Raw genomic sequence first — 19,764 nt, 5'->3', positions numbered from 1 at the left:
GCAGGAAAATAGTTGCAACGAGTAGGAAAAGATAAAAAACTCGTTGCATTTTTATAATCATAAATGTATATTAATACAGTAAGTTGCATAAATTTTCGCAAGTGAGTGCCCTTTGGAGAGGAGTGGCTTTCATAGATGGATAAAGAGAAACAGGGATTGGGACCAGGTTATTTGACGCTGGAGACAGGTGAAGTATTCGCCGGAACGCTGTATGGAGCGCCGCTGGAAGGAATCGGGGAAGTGGTTTTTCATACAGGAATGACAGGGTATCAGGAAGTGATGAGCGACCCGTCCTTCGCCGGTCAGATCGTCACGTTTACGTATCCGCTGATCGGCAATTACGGAGTCAACGACAACGATTACGAGGCAGCCAAGCCCGCTTTGGCCGGGATGGTCGTCAGTGAGCTGTGCATGGAGCCCAGCCACTATCAATCGGTTCGCACACTGGCGGAAACGGCAGAGGATTTCGGCTTTCCGATCCTGGCGGGTATCGATACGCGGACGATTACGAAGCGAGTGCGCCAGGACGGGCCGCTGTGGGGAGCCATTTCCGATCAACCCCTGGCAGCGGAAGAAGTAGCCGCACTCAAGACCAAACACATCAAAAAGTCGCTGGTCGCAGAAGTATCCTGCCAAGAGATAAAACGCTACCCGGGCTCGCAGGAGCATGTGGTGCTGGTCGATTTGGGGATGAAGCAATCGATTCTGGACGCGCTGCTGGAGCTTGGCTGCCGGGTGACGGTGGTGCCGTTCGACACGCCGTACGCCCAGATTCAAGCGCTGCAGCCGGACGGACTGCTCTTTTCCAATGGACCCGGCGATCCGGAAGATCTGCATGCCTATTGCAGTGAATGGAGAAAAGCGGCTGAGCAGTATCCGACGCTCGGTATCTGCCTTGGTCATCAGGTTCTCGCGCTGGCGTTCGGAGGAAAGACGGAGAAACTGAAATACGGCCACCGCGGAGGAAACCATCCGGTCAAGGAGCTTGCGACCGGCAAAGTATACATGACCTCGCAAAATCACGGCTATGTCGTAAAGGAAGAGTCGCTGGACAAACGGCTGCTCACGGTTACCTACCGCAATGTAAACGACGGATCGGTAGAGGGCATTCGCCATCAATTGCTGCCGGTCATGAGCGTCCAGTTCCATCCGGAAGCCCATCCGGGGCCAAGCGACACCTCACATATTTTTCAACAATTCTTGCAGTCGATGCGTGTAGTGGGAGCGAAGAGATATGCCTAAATTGCCGCACATTCAAAAAGTGTTAGTCATCGGGTCGGGACCGATCGTGATCGGTCAGGCGGCGGAGTTCGATTATGCCGGAGCACAGGCCTGCCTTTCCCTGAAGGAAGCGGGGGTCAAGGTCGTGCTTGTGAACAACAACCCGGCCACGATCATGACAGATGAACAAGTTGCCGACAAAGTCTATTTGGAGCCGCTGACGGTAGAGTCCGTGACAGCAATTATCGCCAAGGAGCGTCCGGACGGCCTTTTGCCAACGCTGGGCGGTCAGACGGGATTGAACCTAGCCGTGTCCCTGGCGGAAGCGGGCGTATTGGAAAAGTACGATGTAGAGCTGCTGGGAACTCCTTTGGAAGCGATCCAAAATGGTGAAGACCGCGAGCTGTTCAAGAAGCTGATGCAAAAAATCGGCGAGCCTGTGCCGGAGAGCGCCACTGTCGAATCTGTCGAGGCTGCGGTCGCCTTTGCCGACTCCATCGGCTATCCCGTTATCGTCCGTCCTGCCTATACGCTGGGTGGAGCGGGCGGCGGCATCGCGGACAGCGAGCAATCCCTCCGGACAGTAGCGGCAAACGGAATCGCCGCAAGCCCGATCGGTCAGGTGCTGATCGAACGCAGCGTCAAAGGCTGGAAAGAAATCGAATACGAAGTGATGCGGGATGCGAGCGATACGTGCATCATCGTCTGCAACATGGAAAATCTGGACCCGGTGGGTATCCACACGGGAGACAGCATCGTTGTCGCGCCTTCCCAGACGCTGACCGACAGGCAGTACCAGATGCTCCGTAGTGTATCCACCAAGGTGATCCGCTCGCTGGGCGTGGTAGGCGGCTGCAATATCCAGTTCGCCCTCGACCCGAACTCGGACAGCTACTACCTGATCGAGGTCAACCCGAGAGTGAGCCGCTCCAGTGCGCTCGCATCCAAAGCGACCGGCTATCCGATCGCCCGGATCGCGGCCAAACTGGCGCTTGGCTACAATCTCGACGAAGTGTTGAATCCGATTACCGGCTATACGTATGCCAGCTTTGAGCCGACGCTGGACTATATTGTAGTGAAAATCCCGCGCTGGCCGTTTGACAAATTTCCGCTGGCGGACCGGCAGCTGGGGACCCAGATGAAAGCGACCGGTGAAGTGATGTCGATCGCCCGCAATCTGGAAGCGGGACTGCTCAAGGCTGTGCGCTCCCTGGAGCAGGGCTGCACGCATCTGAGCCGTCCCGATCTGGCAGCGTGTGATCGGGAGACATTGGTCCAGCTCGTTCAGGAAGCGACCGATGTGCGGCTGTTTGCACTAGCCGAAGCGATCCGAAAAGGCTTTACGGAAAGCGAGCTGCATGGATTGACAGGGATTGATCCGTTTTTCCTGCGAAGCCTCGCAAAGATCGTGTCGTTGGAAAAAGAGCTGGCTGCATGCGAAACGCTGACCCCCGAACTGCTGACGGAAGCGAAGCGACGCGGATTTGCCGACGAGACGATCGCCGGGCTGATCGGCTGCACGGCAGCGGAAGTAAAGCAGCTCAGAGTGCAGTACAGCATCAAGCCGACGTATAAAATCGTCGATACCTGCGCCGCAGAGTTCGATGCGCAAACGCCGTACTACTATTCTGATTGGCAGGGTGCCGATGAGGTCGAGGAGCTGACCGGCAAAAAAGTGCTGGTGCTCGGCTCAGGGCCGATCCGGATCGGACAGGGGATTGAATTTGACTACTGCTCGGTACACGCCGCAAAAGCACTGCAGGCAAAGGGGATCGCGGCCATCGTCGTCAACAACAACCCGGAGACGGTGAGCACCGATTACGAGACAGCGAACCATCTCTACTTCGAGCCGCTTCACGCGGAAGACGTGCTGCACGTAGCGGAGCGGGAGCAGGTGGACGGAGTCATGGTGCAGTTCGGCGGACAAACGGCGATCAATCTGGCCGCCAAGCTGGAAGCAGCAGGTTTGACTGTGATGGGAACGAAGCTCGAAGCGATTGAGCGGGCAGAGGATCGCGAGCTCTTTTACGCCATGCTCAGAGGGCTGGATATTCCGCATATCCCGGGGCAGGGTGTATCCACGCTGGAGGAAGCGGCTGCAGCAGCGTCTACCGTAGGGTACCCGGTCCTGCTGCGTCCTTCCTACGTCATCGGCGGGCAGGGCATGGTCGTGGCACATGACATCGATGAGCTGTCCGCCACGATTGAGGGATGGTTGAGCCAGCCAAACAGCCAGGACTTTTTCCCGCTTCTCGTCGACAAATACGTACCGGGCATGGAAGCGGAAGTAGATGCCGTCTGTGACGGCCAATCGGTATTGATCCCGGGCGTCTACCAGCACGTGGAGAAGGCCGGGATTCACTCAGGCGACAGCGTTGCCCTTTTCCCGGCACCGTACCTGACTGACGAAGTCAAAGCCACGATCGCACGCTACACCGAAGCCATTGCCCGCGAGATGGGAGCGGTAGGCCTGATCAACATTCAATTTGTCATCAGCGGCGATACGGTATACGTGCTGGAGGTAAACCCTCGCGCTTCCCGTACCGTGCCGATTACGAGCAAGGTGACGGGCGTTCCGATGGTCGAGCTGGCCGTCCGCGCCCAGTTGGGAGAGAAGCTGGCGGAGATGGGGTACAAAGCAGGTCTTTTGCCTGACATTCCGTTTGCCGTAGTGAAAGCGCCTGTTTTCTCGACCGTAAAGCTGACCGGTGTGGACCCTGCGCTCGGCCCGGAAATGAAGTCGACGGGAGAGGTGCTCGGTCTGGGCCATAGTTTCGCTGAAGCGGCAGGAAAGGCGTTTGCTTATAAAGACAGCATTTTTTCAAGCTGGCAAGCAGGACAGATTTGCCTGGTATCTTTGGCGGACGGAGACAAAACGGCAGAGGTGCTGCCTGCGCTGAAGCGATTGCAGGAGCAAGGCGGCGTATTGGCAGGAACGCCAGGAACGGCCGCATGGCTCAAGGAAAACGGCTTGAGCGTCGCTCACGTGATCGGGGATGAGCAGGAGCTTGTGGAGCTGGTTCAGACCGAGGGTGTGGCCTTTGCCCTGATTACGGCGACCAAAGGAAACAGTCGCGGGCGCAGCGGTTTTGCCCTCCGCAGCCGGGCCGTCCAACAAGGATTACCGTTGTTTACTTCCAGTGAGACATTCGCTTTGTATGTGCAAGCCATTTCGGAGAAAAGAGGTGACGGGCATGCAGCCTGTGAAGATATTGGATCGCTTTCCAAACGCACAGTGGGCCAAATTTAAGGGGAAAGACCTTTTGCGGGTCGATGAATTCAGTGGAGAAGAGCTGATGCAGCTTTTGGAGCTGGCGGCTCACATCAAAAAGCTGCAGAAGAACGGTCAGCCGTACCAGCCCCTGCAAGGGAAAACGCTGGGAATGATTTTTGACAAGTCATCCACCCGCACCCGCGTTTCCTTTGAAGTCGGCATGTACCAGCTCGGCGGCATGGCGATGTTTTTGAGCGGCAAAGAACTGCAGCTCGGACGGGGGGAGCCGATCAGCGATACGGCGAAAGTCATGTCGCGCTATGTTGACGCGATCATGATTCGGACGTTTTCCCATGCAGGTGTGGAGGAATTGGCGGAGCACGCCTCGATCCCGATCATCAACGGACTCACGGATGACTTCCACCCGTGTCAGGCATTGGCCGACATGCTCACGATCTGGGAGCACAAGGGCAAGCTGAAGGGGATCAAGCTGGCTTACGTAGGAGACGGAAACAACGTGGCCAATTCGCTCGTGCTGGCGGCTGTGCTGCTGGGTATGGACGTTCGCGTCGCCACGCCGCCTGGATATGAAATGAATGCGGCCATCGTCGAGCAGGCAAAAGGATATGCGCAGGCAAACGGTGGAAAGCTGCTCGTGACCCACGATCCCGTCGAGGCAGTCAAAGACGCTGATGCCGTGTACACCGATGTCTGGACCAGCATGGGCTTCGAGGCGGAAAACGAGCAGCGGCTGCAAGCGTTCGCTGCTTATCAGGTGAACGAAAACCTGGTCAGCCACGCCAGCCCGGAATACCTCTTCCTGCACTGCCTGCCTGCTCACAGAGGGGAAGAAGTATCTGCCGGCGTGATCGACGGTGCAAACTCCGTCGTCTTTGATCAGGCGGAAAACAGGCTGCATGCGCAGAAAGCAGTGTTGGCTGCTGTTGTGTGAATATAGTTCTAGGTACAAATTCCTATTTATAATTGAAGCTTATAGACTATGAATCTATTATTGCCGAATTTTGTCACTTGTGTGTAAAATATAGGCATGAAAGCGCGAAGAAGTACAGACTGTATCTGGTCGCTTGGTCTGTATGGAGCCAGTAGCGAATCCGCCTTTTCCCTCGGGAAAAGGGAAGCTGTACAGGCTGTATTTGGTCGCTTGGCCTGTACGTTAGAGCTAAGTAGCGAAACTAGCTTTCTCCACTATTTATTTAAGGAGGGGAATGGCATGAAAAAATGGTTTGGAGCACTTCTGTTGGTAGCAGGTATCGTTGCTGCAACTTCTGCTAACTGGTACGTTGGCTAAAGGTAGGAAAACTAGAGAAACACCGCTTGTTCAAAGTGGTGTTTTTCATTGCTTTTTCGGAGGTAACGAAACATGCTGCTTGACGTGATAGCCTTCTCGTTTTTAATCGCTTTCCTCAGGGGCGGACGGGTAAAGAGCATTCCTACCTTTAACGGATTGGCCTTTCTGGTGATTTGTATTTTGCTCCAGATTACATCAGGCTTTTTCCCGTCGATTGGTGGAATATTTGTATCCGTTGCCTATCTGGCACTGCTGCTCTTTTTTTACTTCAACAGGGAGCATGAAGACATCAGGATTTTTATGATCGGGTGGTTTTTGAACGCGCTGGTCATCTGGCTGAATGGAGGGCGCATGCCTGTCGATATCGAGCAGGCAAAACAGCTTCCTTACCCGATAGAGCCTTTGTTGAATGGCACGGATTTCAAGCACTCGCTTTTGACGGATCAAACGGTGTTCCCTTTCCTTGCAGATATTATGCATATGCCGTTCCCTATTCCGAGGCTGATCAGTATTGGCGACCTGTTTATTATGTTGGGGACGTTCCTTCTTGTTCAGCGCATTACAAACAAGCCTATCTCTTTAATACGATTGCGCGAAGGTAAAAATTATGCAGAAAAATATTGACCTCACCCGTTTTTTCAAACATCTGTTTATTCAGTTTTTTCTCCCTCTTGCAGCGATCGCCGTATTTGTTTCGGTGCTGCCGGATTGGGAGCCACGCAATCACTGGAGCGTCTTGTTCATCTTTACGCTTTTGACCATCGTAGGGGCTTTTGCCCCTATTAGCACATTTAACGCGAGACTGACTGTCAATAATGCATTGTTTTTTTCGGGAATTCTCTTGTATGGCACATGGGTTGCGGTCTGGGCCGCAGTCGTTGAATTATTGATTGTGACCGTACTGAGCCGTTCTTCCTTGAAGAAGGCCATGTTTAACTGCGGGCAAATCCTGCTGACTCTCTGGCTGGTAGGATTTTTACATCATGCCGCCGACTCGGCCGGTATCCCGTGGATGTTTTCGGACCTGTTGCTGATTCTTGTTTATTGGTTTGTCAACACGTCACTGGTGGCTTCGGGAATCTCCTATTTCTTTCATGTAAAGTGGCTGGACACCTTTGCGAGCATGGTCAAAGGTGGGTCAAACACGTACATTATGCTCATGATTATCGGCGGTATTGGAGCCAGGCTGGTAGCACAATACGGATGGCTTTCGCTCATTCCGTTGCTGGCTGCGTTTATCTCCTTGAATATTGTATTCCGCCAATATTTTCGCAACATTAACAAGCTCCAACAAAAAATGGACGAAATCCAAACCTTTAACCACAGCTTTCTGACGACAATGGCAGCTTCGATCGATGCCCGTGACCACTACACGAGCGGCCATTCGCAGCGTGTGGCCCACTGGGGACGGGAAATTGCGCGTGCTATCGGGATGCCACCGGATAAAGTGGATGAAGTCTATTTTGGCGGCATCTTGCATGACATCGGAAAAATCGGTATCGAGGATCACATTCTCAATAAAAAAGGAAAATTAACACCGGAAGAGTACGACAAGATCAAGCAGCATACGGTGATTGGATATGAAATTATCTTGCAGGCAGGGATGTTTCACGAACTGCTGCCCGCCATTCGCTCCCACCACGAACGGATCGACGGGAAGGGCTACCCGGATGGCTTGAAGGGGGACGAGATCCCGCTGATGGCCCGTATTTTGGCCATCTCCGACGCATTTGACGCCATGGTTGCGGATCGTCCCTACCGGAAAGGACTCCCGGTCGAAGACGCACTTCAGGAGATCAGGAAAGGGGCAGGGACACAGTTTGATGCAGAACTGGCCTACCAATTCATTCGCGTGGTCAGTCAGTTGTCCCGGGAAGAGCTTGAAAAAATAATCCAGCAAGATAACCAAACGCAGTTACAGGAGGTGCTTCAGTAAGAACACCTCGCTGTAACTGTTTTTATTTTCCCGCGTTGCCATCCGGTAACGGTCAGCCGGCAAGCTCGTTCCAGATTCGTTTGATCGTCCACACGCCTTCCTGGGAAGAAATCCGGTAGACGTCCGGGTTGGTCAGGGCTTCCCAGTCGGCAAAGCCATATGTATCGTCGAGCTGCTTCAGGAGGAGGGCCATCAGACAGCCATGGGTGACCAGTACGGTATGAGAGAAGGGAGCGGAAAGCGCATCACGGAGCAAGGATAACCCGCGATTCATGGCTTCCTGGCTGCTTTCACCGCCTTCGTAGCACAGCGTCAGATCAGAAAACGTGTCTCGCAGGCGCTCGTACCAGTCAGGCATCGAATATGCGGAAAGGACTCTCTCTTCGAGCCGGCTGTCAGTCTCGATCTCCAGTCCGAAATGCCGGGCAAGCGGCTCCGCAGTAGCTTGTGCACGCAAATAAGGACTTGCGATGATCCGTTCAACCGGTATGTCCGTAAAAAAGGCAGCCAGCGCGGCAGCTTGCTGGCAGCCCAAAGGCGTGAGTGCCGCGTCAGGGTCCTGGCCCTCTGCTTTACAGTGTCTGACGAGGTAAAAATGTTTCATAGAGAAACCTCCCGTTGCGAGTGAAGTGGACAAAAGCGCAAAGCCGAGTGTAAAAAAGCTTGGACAAGAACATGTGTTTTCTAGATAATAGTGGGAATGGAAAATTCTTTTCCCCGAATCCAAACAGGAGTGTGAAAGTTGATGATTCCTACCTACCAGGACGCCGACATTATTTTGAAGCTGTACCAGCAGTACGAATCGGAGCGAATGCAAGAAGCGAAAAAGTGGTTCTCCCATACGATCGCAAATAAAGAATGGAGCTACGATACGTTCATCGGGCGCTATCCCCGCGGGAGCGAGGAATTTGCCCGTTTTGTCACGCTGTATGGCTTTTTCGAGATGATCGGTGTTCTCCACAAAAATGGTCTCGTCCACCCCGATCTGCTGTTTGACATGTGGTATATCAACGGTTTTTATGTGCCGATGTACCCGATCATCGCAGGGTGGAGAGCGGAGGGCGATATTCACATAGCTGAAAATTTCGAGCGCCTGGCCGCAGCCGAGCTGGCATGGATCAGAGAGCACAAGGGAGAGGAATACGTCCCGCAGGTTCCATACAAAATTCATGCATAACGATGTTGAAACAATTAACCGGAATAGTCTGGACCAGTTGGCGGAACCTCCTCCAGGGTGTATTTGACCTCGGAAAAGTTGCGGATCGCCAGTTCTTCTCTGGTCCGCTTTCCGGTTTTTTTGTCGATCACGAGCCTCCAGATTTCATTGCGTCTGTAATTTTTTCCACCCCGGCGCATAAACTTGTGATTCCGCTCTTCGAGATGATAGGAGAGCGGCCACTCGCGATCTGTGTAAATCGCTCCCTTGAGATGCTTATCTGTCAGATTGACGCGCAATTGAAAGGTTTGCTTTGTCGGGTTGTAGAGGCGAAGATCGACATAGTTGTAAAAAACGCTGGCACCGCTGCCAAAAGGCAGGACGCGCTGATCGTCCGGAAAAGGATCAAACTGATGGTGGTGCCGTTCCGCAATCTCGAGCGGCGTGTGAAGCGCCATCCAGAAGAGCAGGTTGGCAAGCTGGCACAGGCCGCCGCCAACACCTGTTCGCACCTCTCCTTGTGACAAAAGCAGTCCTTCCACGTAGCCTTTTTCCTTTGTCGTCTTGCCTACCCGGTTCCAGAAGGAGAAGGTTTCCCCGGGCCTGATCAGCAGTCCGTCAATGGACGGAATCGCAATCCGCAAATTGATGATTTTGTTTTCCTGCAGATGTGGATCGGAGCTTCCCAGCTTTCTCCGAAGCAAGGACTGATGCTTTTTGCACGTGAATGAAAAAGAGGGGGCTTGCTGCTGGCGGGCAAAGCGAACCCCGGAAACGCGGTCAGACAGCATTCGGCCAATTCTCTTTTGGCTGACCCGCAGGTGATAGAACAAGGGATGAAGGCGAGACAGTGTCAGGGAAGTCACATCCTTTACTCAAGAGATAGTCAAAGCGAGAAGGCAGGAGAGCAGGTAAATCCATTGCCAGCTTCAAACAGGCACCGCTTAGCGGGGCGCGGCGGGAGAGGCATGCGTTCAAACATCGGAAGCCGGTCAATTCAGAATCGTCTGATATGATCATACACGAGTGATTCACATTTTAAAAATGAACAGATAAAAACGGGCTGTACCTGGTCTTGCCCCTTGGTACAACCCGTTTTTCAGCCTTTCGCACTACCGCGGCATTCGGCTAAGTCTATTGTTTCATGCCTGTGGCACTTTTCAGCAGGTTTACTGTTTTATGCCTGTGGCACTTTTTGGCAAGACCTACTGTTTCATGCCTGTATAGATGTGGATCGCGTCTCTCAAAAATTCGGCCATGCCTGGCTGATTCTGATCGTAGTACGCTTTGAACCGCTCGTCATCTACATACATTTGAGCAAGCCCTGCATGTGCCTCTTTGCTGTACTCGCTCCAGGAGTGCATCAGCCACTGCTTATGCAAATCCGCCGCTTTTTGGGCGAGAGCGCTTCCCGGATCGCCGGTTTTGAACGCCTCAGCCAATGTGGTGGCAACTTCACTCTCCAGGCGCTTTACTTCCGCAAGCTGCTCCTGTGTCATGTTCTTCAGCTTTTGATTGGATTTGTCTACAACGTCGTCTCCGTACTTTTTGCGAATTTCTTCTCCGTACGTTTTCTCGTTATCGTCAATCAGCTTTTGTTTAAACCCTTCGAACTTCTCTTGATCGGTCATGGTCATTCTCCCTTCCATAGAAGCGATTGTCTTTTCAACATTTTTGATCAGCAGATCGAGCTGCTTTCTTCTGTCGAGGAGCTGCTCACGATGTTCTTTTAGCGCCTGGGCCCGGCTGAAGGACGGGGAGGTCACGATCTCCTTGATCACGTCCAGCGTAATCCCCAATTCTCTGTAAAACAGAATTTGCTGCAACCGATCGACCTCCGCCTGACCGTAAATCCGGTACCCTGACGAGTTGATTCTCGCCGGCTTAAGAATCCCGATCTCGTCATAATACCGCAGCGTTCTCGTACTGACTCCCGCCAATTGGCCCAGCTTCTGCACCGTATATTCCATGTGCTCACCTCCTGACACCATCACTGTACACCTTTACGTATGCGTCAAAGTCAACGGGATTTGTAAAAAAAATTTCCGGAAAAGCTTGTCTGCTTCTCAAAAACGTCAGGGCGACCTCCGCTTGCCTTGATATGGCTAGGGAGAGAAGCGAAAGGACCAGGCTCTGACGAACACGGAGTATCTTCTCGGATCGGCAAACCCCAACGGCCTGTATGCATTTTCATGAAAGGAAAAAGCATATCTATGCAATTGGCGGATCATGTACCTGTTATGAACGGAGTAGGCTAAGGCGGGGTACACTTCTTTGCCTCTTCTTTATATTCATTACTTCCAACAGGTTGGCATGCGTCTGCTTTATCTATAGTCCTCTCATTTGTTGAAGACCTCGCCTGACCGTGGCAGCAGCTTTGACCGTTTGGCTTCGCGGATGATAGACTCCGCTTCACCGAAGGAATCAAAGCTGTGCAGGTCCAGGCAGCCCGTGCTCGATCGCTTGAAGGCTTCGGGGAAACCTCTGCCTAGGATCGAGGCTGCTGCTCTAGTTGTAACATGAAAAAAAGAAGGAGGAAACAAAAAAGGCGTTGTATTTTTATAAGTTAGTATGTATAATTACTCATAAATAATTTTTCTACACGGGGAGAGAAAGAATGATGGCAAAAGATAAAATTGTTTTGGCCTATTCAGGCGGTTTAGATACATCTGTAGCGATCAAATGGCTGCAAGACACATACAATTACGACGTCATTGCGGTAGCGCTGGACGTAGGAGAAGGAAAGGACCTTGATTTTGTCCAGAAAAAAGCGCTGCAGGTCGGTGCACTGAAGTCGATCGTCGTCGACGCGAAAGAAGCTTTTGCCCAGGAATACGTGCTTCCGGCGCTGCAGGCAAACGCCATGTACGAAGGCAAATATCCGCTCGTGTCCGCTTTGTCCCGCTACCTGATCTCTCGCGTTCTGGTAGAGATTGCTGAAAAAGAAGGCGCTGTCGCTGTCGCGCACGGCTGCACAGGCAAAGGAAACGACCAGGTTCGCTTTGACGTTTCCTTTACGGCTCTGAATCCGAATCTCAAAATCGTAGCGCCTGTCCGTGAGTGGGGCTGGACGCGTGACGAAGAGATTGAATATGCGAAAAAGAACAACATCCCGATCCCGATCGATCTGGACAATCCATACAGCATCGACCAAAACCTGTGGGGCAGAAGCTGCGAGTGCGGCGTTCTGGAAGACCCTTGGGCGGCACCACCGGAAGGCGCCTACGATCTGACCAAATCCATCGCCGATGCGCCTGATCAGCCGGAGGAAATCGAGATCACCTTTGTCAAAGGGGTACCGACTGCGCTGAACGGCGAAGAGCTGCCACTCTCCGAGCTGATTCTGAAGCTGAACAAAATCGCCGGAAACCACGGCGTCGGCCGCATCGACCATGTGGAAAACCGTCTGGTCGGCATCAAGTCCCGGGAAGTGTATGAGACTCCTGCCGCGACGACATTGATCCTGGCGCACCGTGAGCTGGAGTTCCTGACCCAGCCGCGTGAGGTGGCCCAGTTCAAGCCGATCATCGAGCAAAAAGTAGCGCAGGTCATCTACGAAGGACTCTGGTATTCGCCGATCCGCAACGCCCTGCAAGCCTTCATCGAAGAAACCCAAAAATACGTCACCGGCGTAGTACGCGTGAAGCTGCACAAGGGGCATGCCATCGTCGTCGGCCGAAAATCGGATTCGACCCTCTATAGCCACGAGCTGGCTACGTATGCGGCGGGTGACCAATTCGACCACAAAGCGGCGATCGGCTTTATCAAGCTGTGGGGCCTGCCGACCAAGGTATACGCTCAGGTGAACGAGGGCGTGCTGCATGAAAATATGAAAACGCCGATCAAGATTTTGGACGAAAAGGATGCGATTGTGCAATGAAACTGTGGGGAGGACGCTTCACGAAGCCGACGAATCAGCTTGTAGAAGAATATACAGCTTCCATTTCTTTCGACCAGCAGATGTGGCGGCAAGATATCGTCGGCAGCCTGGCTCACGTGGCGATGCTGGGCAAGTGCGGCATCCTGCCGATGGATGAGGTCAGGCAGATTATTGCCGGCCTGAAGAAGGTAAAGGAAAAAATCGAACGGGGCCAGGTGCAATTTCTCGTGGCCCACGAAGATGTGCATATGAACATAGAAAAGATGCTGATCGAAGAGATCGGTCCGGTCGGCGGCAAGCTGCACACGGGACGGAGCCGCAATGATCAGGTAGCTCTCGATATGCACTTGTATTTGCGGGAAAAGCTGATGGAGATCATCCAGCTTTCCATGTATCTGCAAGAGGCGCTGTTGGAGCAGGCGAGCAGCCACCTGGATACGGTGATGCCGGGCTACACACATCTGCAGCGGGCCCAGCCGGTCCTCTTCGGCTACCATATGATGGCGTATGTGTCCATGCTGCAGCGCGACATCGAGCGGATGCGCGACTGCTGGAAACGGGTAAACGTGCTGCCGCTCGGGGCGGGTGCGCTGGCTGGCACCACATTCCCGATCGACCGCGCTTTCGTCGCCGAGCTGCTGCAGTTTGACGGCATTTACCTGAACAGCATGGACGCCGTGAGCGATCGCGACTTCATCGTGGAGTTCCTGGCAAGCGCCTCCCTTTTGATGGCGCATCTCTCCCGCTTGTGTGAGGAGCTGGTGATCTGGAGCAGCCAGGAATTTTCCTTTGTGGAGCTGGACGATGCATTCTGCACCGGCTCCAGCATCATGCCGCAGAAGAAGAACCCGGATGTGGCGGAGCTGGTCCGCGGAAAGACGGGGCGGGTGTACGGCAACCTGTTTGGTCTTTTGACCGTGCTGAAAGGACTGCCGCTCGCGTACAACAAAGACATGCAGGAAGACAAGGAAGGCATGTTCGATACGGTTGCGACTTTGCATGGTGCGCTGGCTCTGCTCACGCCGATGATCCAGACGATGCAGGTCAAGACGGACCGGATGCGCCAGGCCGTGACGCAGGACTTTTCCAACGCCACGGACCTCGCCGACTATTTGGTTCGCAAGGAAATGCCGTTCCGCCAGGCGCATGAAGTGGTGGGACGCGCCGTGCTCTACTGCATCGAGCAGCAGAAATACTTGTTGGACCTGTCGCTCGACGAGTTTCGGATGTTCTCCGCTGACATTGACAGCGACGTGTATGAAGCACTGGCAGTGGAGACTGTCGTCAATGCCCGCAATGTTCTCGGGGGAACAGCGCGTGGCCAGGTGGAAGCGCAAATCTCCGCATACCGCGAGCTGCTCAAGGAGACACACGCTTGGGTCGACAAGAACAGCCAAAAGGTTATGATCGAATCATTGATTGATGTAGGGTCGCCGGCGTAAGTCCGGATGAACAACCTCCAAGTCCGCTATTACAGTGGCACTTGGAGGTTTTTTGACGTTTCCGTCAAGGCTTCCAACAGTTTTTCCGGATTGTCCGAGCTGACTACGGCCTGCTCTTGCAGCTTCCTATAAAATAGCAGGGAAGGATGCGTTATACAAATTGAAAAAAACACAAATTTTTTTTGAACCAAATTTGGTTGAGCGGTGAATATAGAGCAAAAGAACCTGCGAGGAGGACAAGTTGTGAAGGAAGCGGAGTTATCCGTCAAGTACCGAAAAGGCGATAGTGCCGGCTTCGAAGAGCTGGTACGGCCTCACTTGGCGATGGCATATCGTACAGCCTTGCTGATCATCCACGATCGGCAGCTGGCTCAGGATGCTGTACAGGAGGCCTTGTTTGAGCTGTATCAGTCTCTGGATCGCTTTGATCCCGACAGAGGCGTGTCGTTTCGGACCTGGTTTGCCAAAATCGTCACGCATCGGGCACTCAACGCCGTTCGCAGACACAAACCTGTCAGCGAATATCAGGAACGGGCCGATGAGTCGACCAATCCTCTGAATAGCGTGATCGAAAGAGAGGAGCAGCAGCAGATTTGGAAGGCCATTTGCGAGATGAAGGTAAAACACCGCACCGTCGTGATTTTGTACTACTACGGAGATTTCAGCGTTGCGGAGATTGCCGAGATGCTTGGCGTATTTGAGGGAACCGTGAAATCCCGGCTGCACCACGCCCGGAAGCTGATTGCCGCCAAACTGCAAGGGCGAGATGACGCACCCCATTTGTCAAAGATAGGAGTGAGTGCAAATGAGTAAGCACGATCAGGAGATTGCTGCCGTATTGCATCGCGTGGCTGAGCAGGAGAAGATTCCGGATTTTGTGATGCCGACAGCAGCGATCCGCCCCAGACCGCGCCAAAGCAAGCGGCATTGGTATCGCTGGGCCTCCATGTCAATCGCCACAGCGGGGGCGGTCTTGTTTGCAGCGGGAGTCGGCACGTATGTGTCACCGGATTTTTCCGCCCAGGTAAAGTCATTGATCGGACAGGGAGTTTCGAACAAGACGCATCCGGAGGGAGCTGCACAAGCGGCGCAAGAGAAGGTTCGAGCATTGTTTGGACAGGGAAGCCTGGACAAGGGTATCGAGAGGGCAACGATTGAGGGGCATGCCCGATCGGTCAATGCCTCTGTTACCGACCAAGGCATTACGATTGAAGTCCAGGCGATTATGGCTGATCCTACCCGGGTGTTCGTATCCTACCAAATCAAAAAGACGGACGGGACTCTGATCGATCCACAGGAGATTCGGAAGAACCTTGAGAAAGTCATCGCACTGACGGACGAGAAAAATCAGCGGCTGACCAGCGGAGTCGGTGGAGGAGGGGACAGGGAGAGACATCTCGGTTACCTCAGTTTTACCTTGGAGGATTTGGATAAGCGGCCGGTTCCTGATCAGATGAAGCTGCTCATCGATGTGCGGAAAATCGGAACAATAAAAGGCCACTGGAAGCTGGAGGTGCCGTTTTCCATGAAGGAAGCGATCGCCGCCACCCGCATTATTCCCGTCGATGGCCGGTACACAACGCCGCAAGGGCTGCAAATTGCGCTTCACACGGTAACGGACGCTCCCTCGTCTACAGTGCTGGGAATGGAAACCAAATGGGATGAAGGAGCGAAAAGGAGGCTTTCACAATATGCCCGGGAGATGACGGGAAAAACGCAAGACCCTGATTACGCTCCTTATGTCCCGTATCAGCAGTATCGCCTGGAGTATCGGATACTGGACAAAAACGGCAATGACGTAACTGCCTATAGAAATGAAGGCAAGGGTCTAGAGCAGGGAATGCTGACGGAGGGCCGGGGTTCCGGCGACCGATACGGGCACTTTACGTGGAATACTGCCTATGTGCCATTTGGAGATAGCGGTCCGTTTACGTTTGTGTTGGACGCCGTACATGTGACAGAGCCGGCAGACCTGACGTTTTCATTCCAGCCGGAGAAGCTGGCGGCAGAGCCGAAGAGCGTCGAGTACAAGGGAAGTCTGTTTACGGTGAAAAGCTTGAAAGCGGAAGACCCTCGGGTCCGCGAAAACAGTACGGTTCTTACGGTGGAAGCAGCTCTCCGGGACATTTCCTCCATTGAGTATGTCTGGTGGGTAATTACGGATGAGAGCGGGAAGTCCTATCCGATTAACGGCGCTTCCTACGACAGCATCGGGAAAGATGCCCAAGGCAGAGAAATTATGAGGTTCGGTCTGGATGTGGGAGAGATGGAGCAAATCCCGAAACAGCTGACGATTTCCTTATCGGCCGTGACCAAAAGGTATGCGGATGTCGACTGGAGCGTCGAATTGCCGGTCAAGCAAACGAGCAAGACACCGGAGAAATGAGCCTTTTCTGACATGGGGGCATACGTCTTCCCGCAGCCCAAAAAAGCAAAAAAGGGATAGAAGCCCGTGTAATGGCTCCTATCCCCTTTTTTTGTTCCTGAATGCTTAGAGGCACATCCGCAAAATCTCGGCCACATCTTCGCTAGCCAGCTTTTTAAAGCGTCCAATCGGCCCGAACGGCGTTGCCTTCTCGGCCATCAGTTGAAGCTTTTCATCACCGATCTGATAGTCAGCCAGCCTGGTAGGTGCACCGATGCGGGCGAAGAATGCCTCTGTCGCCTCAATCCCGGCGAGGGCAATTTCGTCATCCGTTTTGCCTGCCGGATCGACACCCCATACCTCTGTCGCGTAGCGCTTGAAGCGCTCCACATTTTCGCGGTAGACATAACGCATCCATTTCGGGAAAATAATCGCCAGACCGCCGCCATGCGGAATGTCGTAGACGGCGCTGACCGCGTGTTCGATGGAGTGGGTAGCCCAGTCGGTTTCCACTCCGACCGGCAGCGTACCGTTTAATGCCATCGTTCCGCAGTAGAGGATGTTGGCGCGGGCGTCGTAATCTTCCGGATTGGCCAGCACGCGCTCGGCATTTTCGATGACCGTCTTCAGGATGGCTTCCGCAAAGCGCGTTTGCAGCGGGATTTCCGGGGTGTGGCTGAAATACTGTTCAAATACGTGGGACATGATGTCGCACATGCCGTAGATCGTCTGGTCTCGTGGTACGGAGAAGGTATTCTCCGGATCGAGGATCGAGAAGGTCGGGAACGTGGTAGTGCCGCCAAACTTCTCTTGCGTCGCCCAGTTCGTCACCACGCTGCCGCGGTTCATTTCGGAGCCCGTTGCGGCGAGTGTCAGAACGGTGCCGAGCGGGAGCGCTTTTTGCGGTGTCGCCTTGCGGGTGTAGAAATCCCAGACGTCCCCTTGGTACGGTACGCCGACAGCGATTGCTTTGGATGCGTCGATCACGCTTCCGCCGCCGACAGCCAAAATCCAATTGACACCCTGCTCTCGGCAAATGCCGATGCCTTTTTTCACAGTCGACAGGCGAGGGTTCGGCTCTACTCCGGCAAGCTCATGCACCTGGCAGCCTGCCTCCTGAAGCAGGGAGATAATCTTGTCGTACAGACCGGTGCGCTTGATGCTGCCGCCTCCGTAAACGAGCAGGACGGAAGCTCCGAGCTTGGCGGCCTTATCCTTCAAATGAGACAATTGTCCCTTTCCGAAAATCAATTCGGTCGGGTTATGGTAAATAAAATTATTCAACGCAAAAAGCCTCCTTTACGAGTCGTACTCTTTTATTGTAGCCAAGGGAAATCAAACAAACCAGGTGACGATGGGCAGCAAAGTGCAGGGAAAAACCGCAAATCCAGCCGAAGGAAACCGATCAAAAACAAAAAGAGATATCGATTCGACAAGAAATGAGAGATTTAGTGGATACCATCCTCGAAACACGGTGGTATAATAGAACGGATGGCTATATGCGCTGTCGTATTTTACCATCTCGCGGCAGCATAAGACGGATGGATGCAAGCTTTGTCGGATAAGGACGGTTATTCATTTATTTGCGTGTGTACATAAAAACGAGGATCTAGAGAGCATAGACATATGGATCTGACAATGTAGGATGTGATTTGCTTGATCGAGATGTTTGACGTCTGGAAAACCTATCCCAATGGCACGAATGCCTTGAAAGGGATCAATATTCGCATCGAAAAGGGCGAATTCGTGTATGTAGTAGGACCGAGCGGTGCGGGAAAATCGACCTTCATCAAGCTGATGTACCGCGAGGAAAAGCCGACGAAGGGGCAGATTTTTCTCGGGGGATTCAATGTTAGCCGGATCAAGGAGCGCCAAATTCCGATGGTGCGGCGCAGTATCGGCGTCGTATTCCAGGATTTCAAGCTGCTCCCGACCTTGAGCGTTTTCGAAAACGTGGCCTTCGCCATGGAAGTCATCGAAGCTTCGCCGAAACAGATCAAGCCGCGCGTCATGGATGTACTGGGGCTTGTCAAGCTGAAGCACAAGGCAAAAATGCTGCCGAGCGAGCTGTCCGGCGGCGAACAGCAGCGTGTCGCGTTGGCGCGGGCGCTGGTAAACAACCCGGGGATCATCATCGCGGACGAACCGACGGGCAACCTGGACCCGGAAACCTCGTGGGAGATCATGAAGCTGTTTGAAGAGATCAACCAGCGGGGAACGACGGTCGTCATGGCTACGCATAACCGGGAGATTGTAAACACCATGAGAAAGCGGGTAGTTGCCATCGAGGCGGGACAAATTGCCCGCGACGAGCAGAGAGGGGAATACGGTTATGAAGATTAGAACGCTGGGACGCCACGCCCGTGAAGGGGTTAAAAACCTCGTCAGAAACGGCTGGATGACCTTCGCTTCCATCAGCGCCGTGACCATTACCCTGCTGATTTTGGGCGTGTTTCTGATTTTGGCGATGAACGTCAACTTCTTCGCCCAAAACGTCGAAAAGCAAGTCGAGATTCGCGTATTTATCGACACCCTTGCGACAAAAGACAACATCGCGTCGCTGGAACAAAATATTAAGTCGATTCCCAAAGTGGCGTCCGTTCAGTTTATTCCGAAAGACGAGGGACTGAAGCAACTGAGGGAGAGCATGGGCGAAAAGGCGTACCTGTTCGAGGGAATGGACAAGGAGAATCCTTTGCCTGACGCCTTTGTCGTCAAGACCAAGCTGCCGCAGGAAACGGCCGCTGTCGCGAGCGAGCTCAAGAAGCTGGAGTTCGTCAGCAGCATCAACTACGGCGAAGGAACGGTGGAAAAGCTGTTTGCCGCCACCGGGGCCGTCCGCAACGTGGGGATCGGCTTCATCATCGGCCTGGGCTTCACCGCGATGTTCCTGATCGCCAATACGATCAAGCTGACGATTGTAGCTCGTCGCAGGGAGATCGAGATCATGAAGCTGGTCGGTGCGACCAACTGGTTTATCCGTTGGCCGTTCTTTGTCGAAGGACTTCTGATGGGCATCATGGGCGCCCTGATTCCGATCGTCATTCTGATTATCAGCTATCACTATCTGGTAGACGCGATCAATGGAAGCCTGATCGCATCGCAAATGTTCCAACTGCTGCCGCTGTTCCCGCTCGTCTATCAAGTGGCATTGGCGCTGCTGGCCATCGGGGCCTTCATCGGCATTTGGGGCAGTCTGGTGTCCGTACGCCGCTTTTTGCGGGTGTAATCACTTACTAGG

At 53.4% G+C, this 19,764-nt stretch carries 16 protein-coding genes; 12 read left to right on the top strand and 4 right to left on the bottom strand.

Features of this window, described 5'->3' with window-relative positions:
• Positions 1-135 precede the first annotated feature (135 nt).
• The 5 genes from NST96_RS24665 to NST96_RS24645 all read left to right on the top strand — a co-directional run bounded on the left by NST96_RS24665 (position 136) and on the right by NST96_RS24645 (position 7,680).
• Entirely contained in the window at positions 136-1,242 is a 1,107-nt protein-coding gene (locus tag NST96_RS24665; protein ID WP_031932640.1) for a carbamoyl phosphate synthase small subunit, read from the top strand.
• Positions 1,235-4,471 (top strand): carbamoyl-phosphate synthase (glutamine-hydrolyzing) large subunit, encoded by a 3,237-nt coding sequence (gene carB / locus NST96_RS24660; protein WP_171506926.1) that lies wholly within the window; start codon positions 1,235-1,237, stop codon positions 4,469-4,471. The genes NST96_RS24665 and carB overlap by 8 nt, the downstream gene beginning before the upstream one ends.
• Positions 4,416-5,387: an ornithine carbamoyltransferase gene (gene argF, locus NST96_RS24655; protein WP_024985318.1), complete on the top strand. Its 972-nt coding sequence runs from the start codon at positions 4,416-4,418 to the stop codon at positions 5,385-5,387. Before carB ends, argF begins: the two co-directional genes overlap by 56 nt.
• A 429-nt stretch (positions 5,388-5,816) precedes the next feature.
• Positions 5,817-6,368, top strand: a complete 552-nt coding sequence (locus tag NST96_RS24650) for a DUF5317 domain-containing protein (RefSeq protein ID WP_003388280.1) — start codon at positions 5,817-5,819, stop codon at positions 6,366-6,368.
• On the top strand, positions 6,352-7,680 hold the full coding sequence (locus NST96_RS24645; protein WP_003388278.1) for an HD-GYP domain-containing protein: 1,329 nt from the start codon (positions 6,352-6,354) through the stop codon (positions 7,678-7,680). Before NST96_RS24650 ends, NST96_RS24645 begins: the two co-directional genes overlap by 17 nt.
• Positions 7,681-7,732: 52 nt before the next feature.
• Here the strand turns inward: NST96_RS24645 and NST96_RS24640 are convergent, their stop codons facing one another.
• Positions 7,733-8,284, bottom strand: a complete 552-nt coding sequence (locus NST96_RS24640; RefSeq protein WP_227278060.1) for a histidine phosphatase family protein — start codon at positions 8,282-8,284, stop codon at positions 7,733-7,735.
• 141 nt (positions 8,285-8,425) lie between these two features.
• Between NST96_RS24640 and NST96_RS24635 the strand changes: the two genes are divergently transcribed.
• Positions 8,426-8,857, top strand: coding sequence for a hypothetical protein (locus tag NST96_RS24635; protein WP_003388275.1), 432 nt, complete (start codon positions 8,426-8,428; stop codon positions 8,855-8,857).
• Between the two features lie 14 nt (positions 8,858-8,871).
• Here NST96_RS24635 and NST96_RS24630 read toward each other — a convergent pair whose 3' ends face one another.
• Both NST96_RS24630 and NST96_RS24625 read right to left on the bottom strand, forming a co-directional pair.
• Positions 8,872-9,627, bottom strand: a complete 756-nt coding sequence (locus NST96_RS24630) for a VanW family protein (protein ID WP_122958883.1) — start codon at positions 9,625-9,627, stop codon at positions 8,872-8,874.
• A gap of 414 nt (positions 9,628-10,041) precedes the next feature.
• The gene (locus NST96_RS24625) at positions 10,042-10,806 is read right to left on the bottom strand and encodes a MerR family transcriptional regulator (protein ID WP_003388273.1); all 765 of its coding nucleotides are present in this window, start codon (positions 10,804-10,806) and stop codon (positions 10,042-10,044) included.
• Between the two features lie 650 nt (positions 10,807-11,456).
• On the opposite strand from NST96_RS24625, the gene NST96_RS24620 reads away from it, so the two are divergent.
• The 4 genes from NST96_RS24620 to NST96_RS24605 all read left to right on the top strand — a co-directional run bounded on the left by NST96_RS24620 (position 11,457) and on the right by NST96_RS24605 (position 16,544).
• Positions 11,457-12,716 carry an argininosuccinate synthase gene (locus NST96_RS24620; protein WP_024985321.1) on the top strand — a complete coding sequence of 420 codons (1,260 nt, stop codon included), beginning with the start codon at positions 11,457-11,459 and terminating at the stop codon, positions 12,714-12,716.
• Complete coding sequence (argH, locus tag NST96_RS24615; protein ID WP_172920878.1) at positions 12,713-14,158, top strand: argininosuccinate lyase; 1,446 nt, start codon at positions 12,713-12,715, stop codon at positions 14,156-14,158. The genes NST96_RS24620 and argH overlap by 4 nt, the downstream gene beginning before the upstream one ends.
• Before the next feature lie 243 nt (positions 14,159-14,401).
• On the top strand, positions 14,402-14,971 hold the full coding sequence (locus NST96_RS24610; protein WP_327985892.1) for an RNA polymerase sigma factor: 570 nt from the start codon (positions 14,402-14,404) through the stop codon (positions 14,969-14,971).
• Positions 14,964-16,544 carry a DUF4179 domain-containing protein gene (locus NST96_RS24605; protein WP_243014472.1) on the top strand — a complete coding sequence of 527 codons (1,581 nt, stop codon included), beginning with the start codon at positions 14,964-14,966 and terminating at the stop codon, positions 16,542-16,544. Before NST96_RS24610 ends, NST96_RS24605 begins: the two co-directional genes overlap by 8 nt.
• A 105-nt stretch (positions 16,545-16,649) precedes the next feature.
• Here the strand turns inward: NST96_RS24605 and NST96_RS24600 are convergent, their stop codons facing one another.
• Positions 16,650-17,807, bottom strand: coding sequence for an iron-containing alcohol dehydrogenase (locus NST96_RS24600; protein ID WP_251247562.1), 1,158 nt, complete (start codon positions 17,805-17,807; stop codon positions 16,650-16,652).
• Positions 17,808-18,179: 372 nt separating this feature from the next.
• Between NST96_RS24600 and ftsE the strand changes: the two genes are divergently transcribed.
• Complete coding sequence (gene ftsE / locus NST96_RS24595; protein WP_003388266.1) at positions 18,180-18,866, top strand: cell division ATP-binding protein FtsE; 687 nt, start codon at positions 18,180-18,182, stop codon at positions 18,864-18,866.
• Complete coding sequence (gene ftsX, locus NST96_RS24590; RefSeq protein WP_003388264.1) at positions 18,856-19,752, top strand: permease-like cell division protein FtsX; 897 nt, start codon at positions 18,856-18,858, stop codon at positions 19,750-19,752. Before ftsE ends, ftsX begins: the two co-directional genes overlap by 11 nt.
• The last annotated feature ends 12 nt before the right edge of the window (positions 19,753-19,764 follow it).

Origin of the sequence: Brevibacillus sp. FSL K6-2834, assembly GCF_038592925.1 — a bacterium.
GTDB classification, from domain to species: Bacteria; Bacillota; Bacilli; order Brevibacillales; family Brevibacillaceae; genus Brevibacillus; species Brevibacillus borstelensis.
Note: the sequence above shows the minus strand (reverse complement) of the source record. Positions and strands in the feature narration are given on the sequence as shown.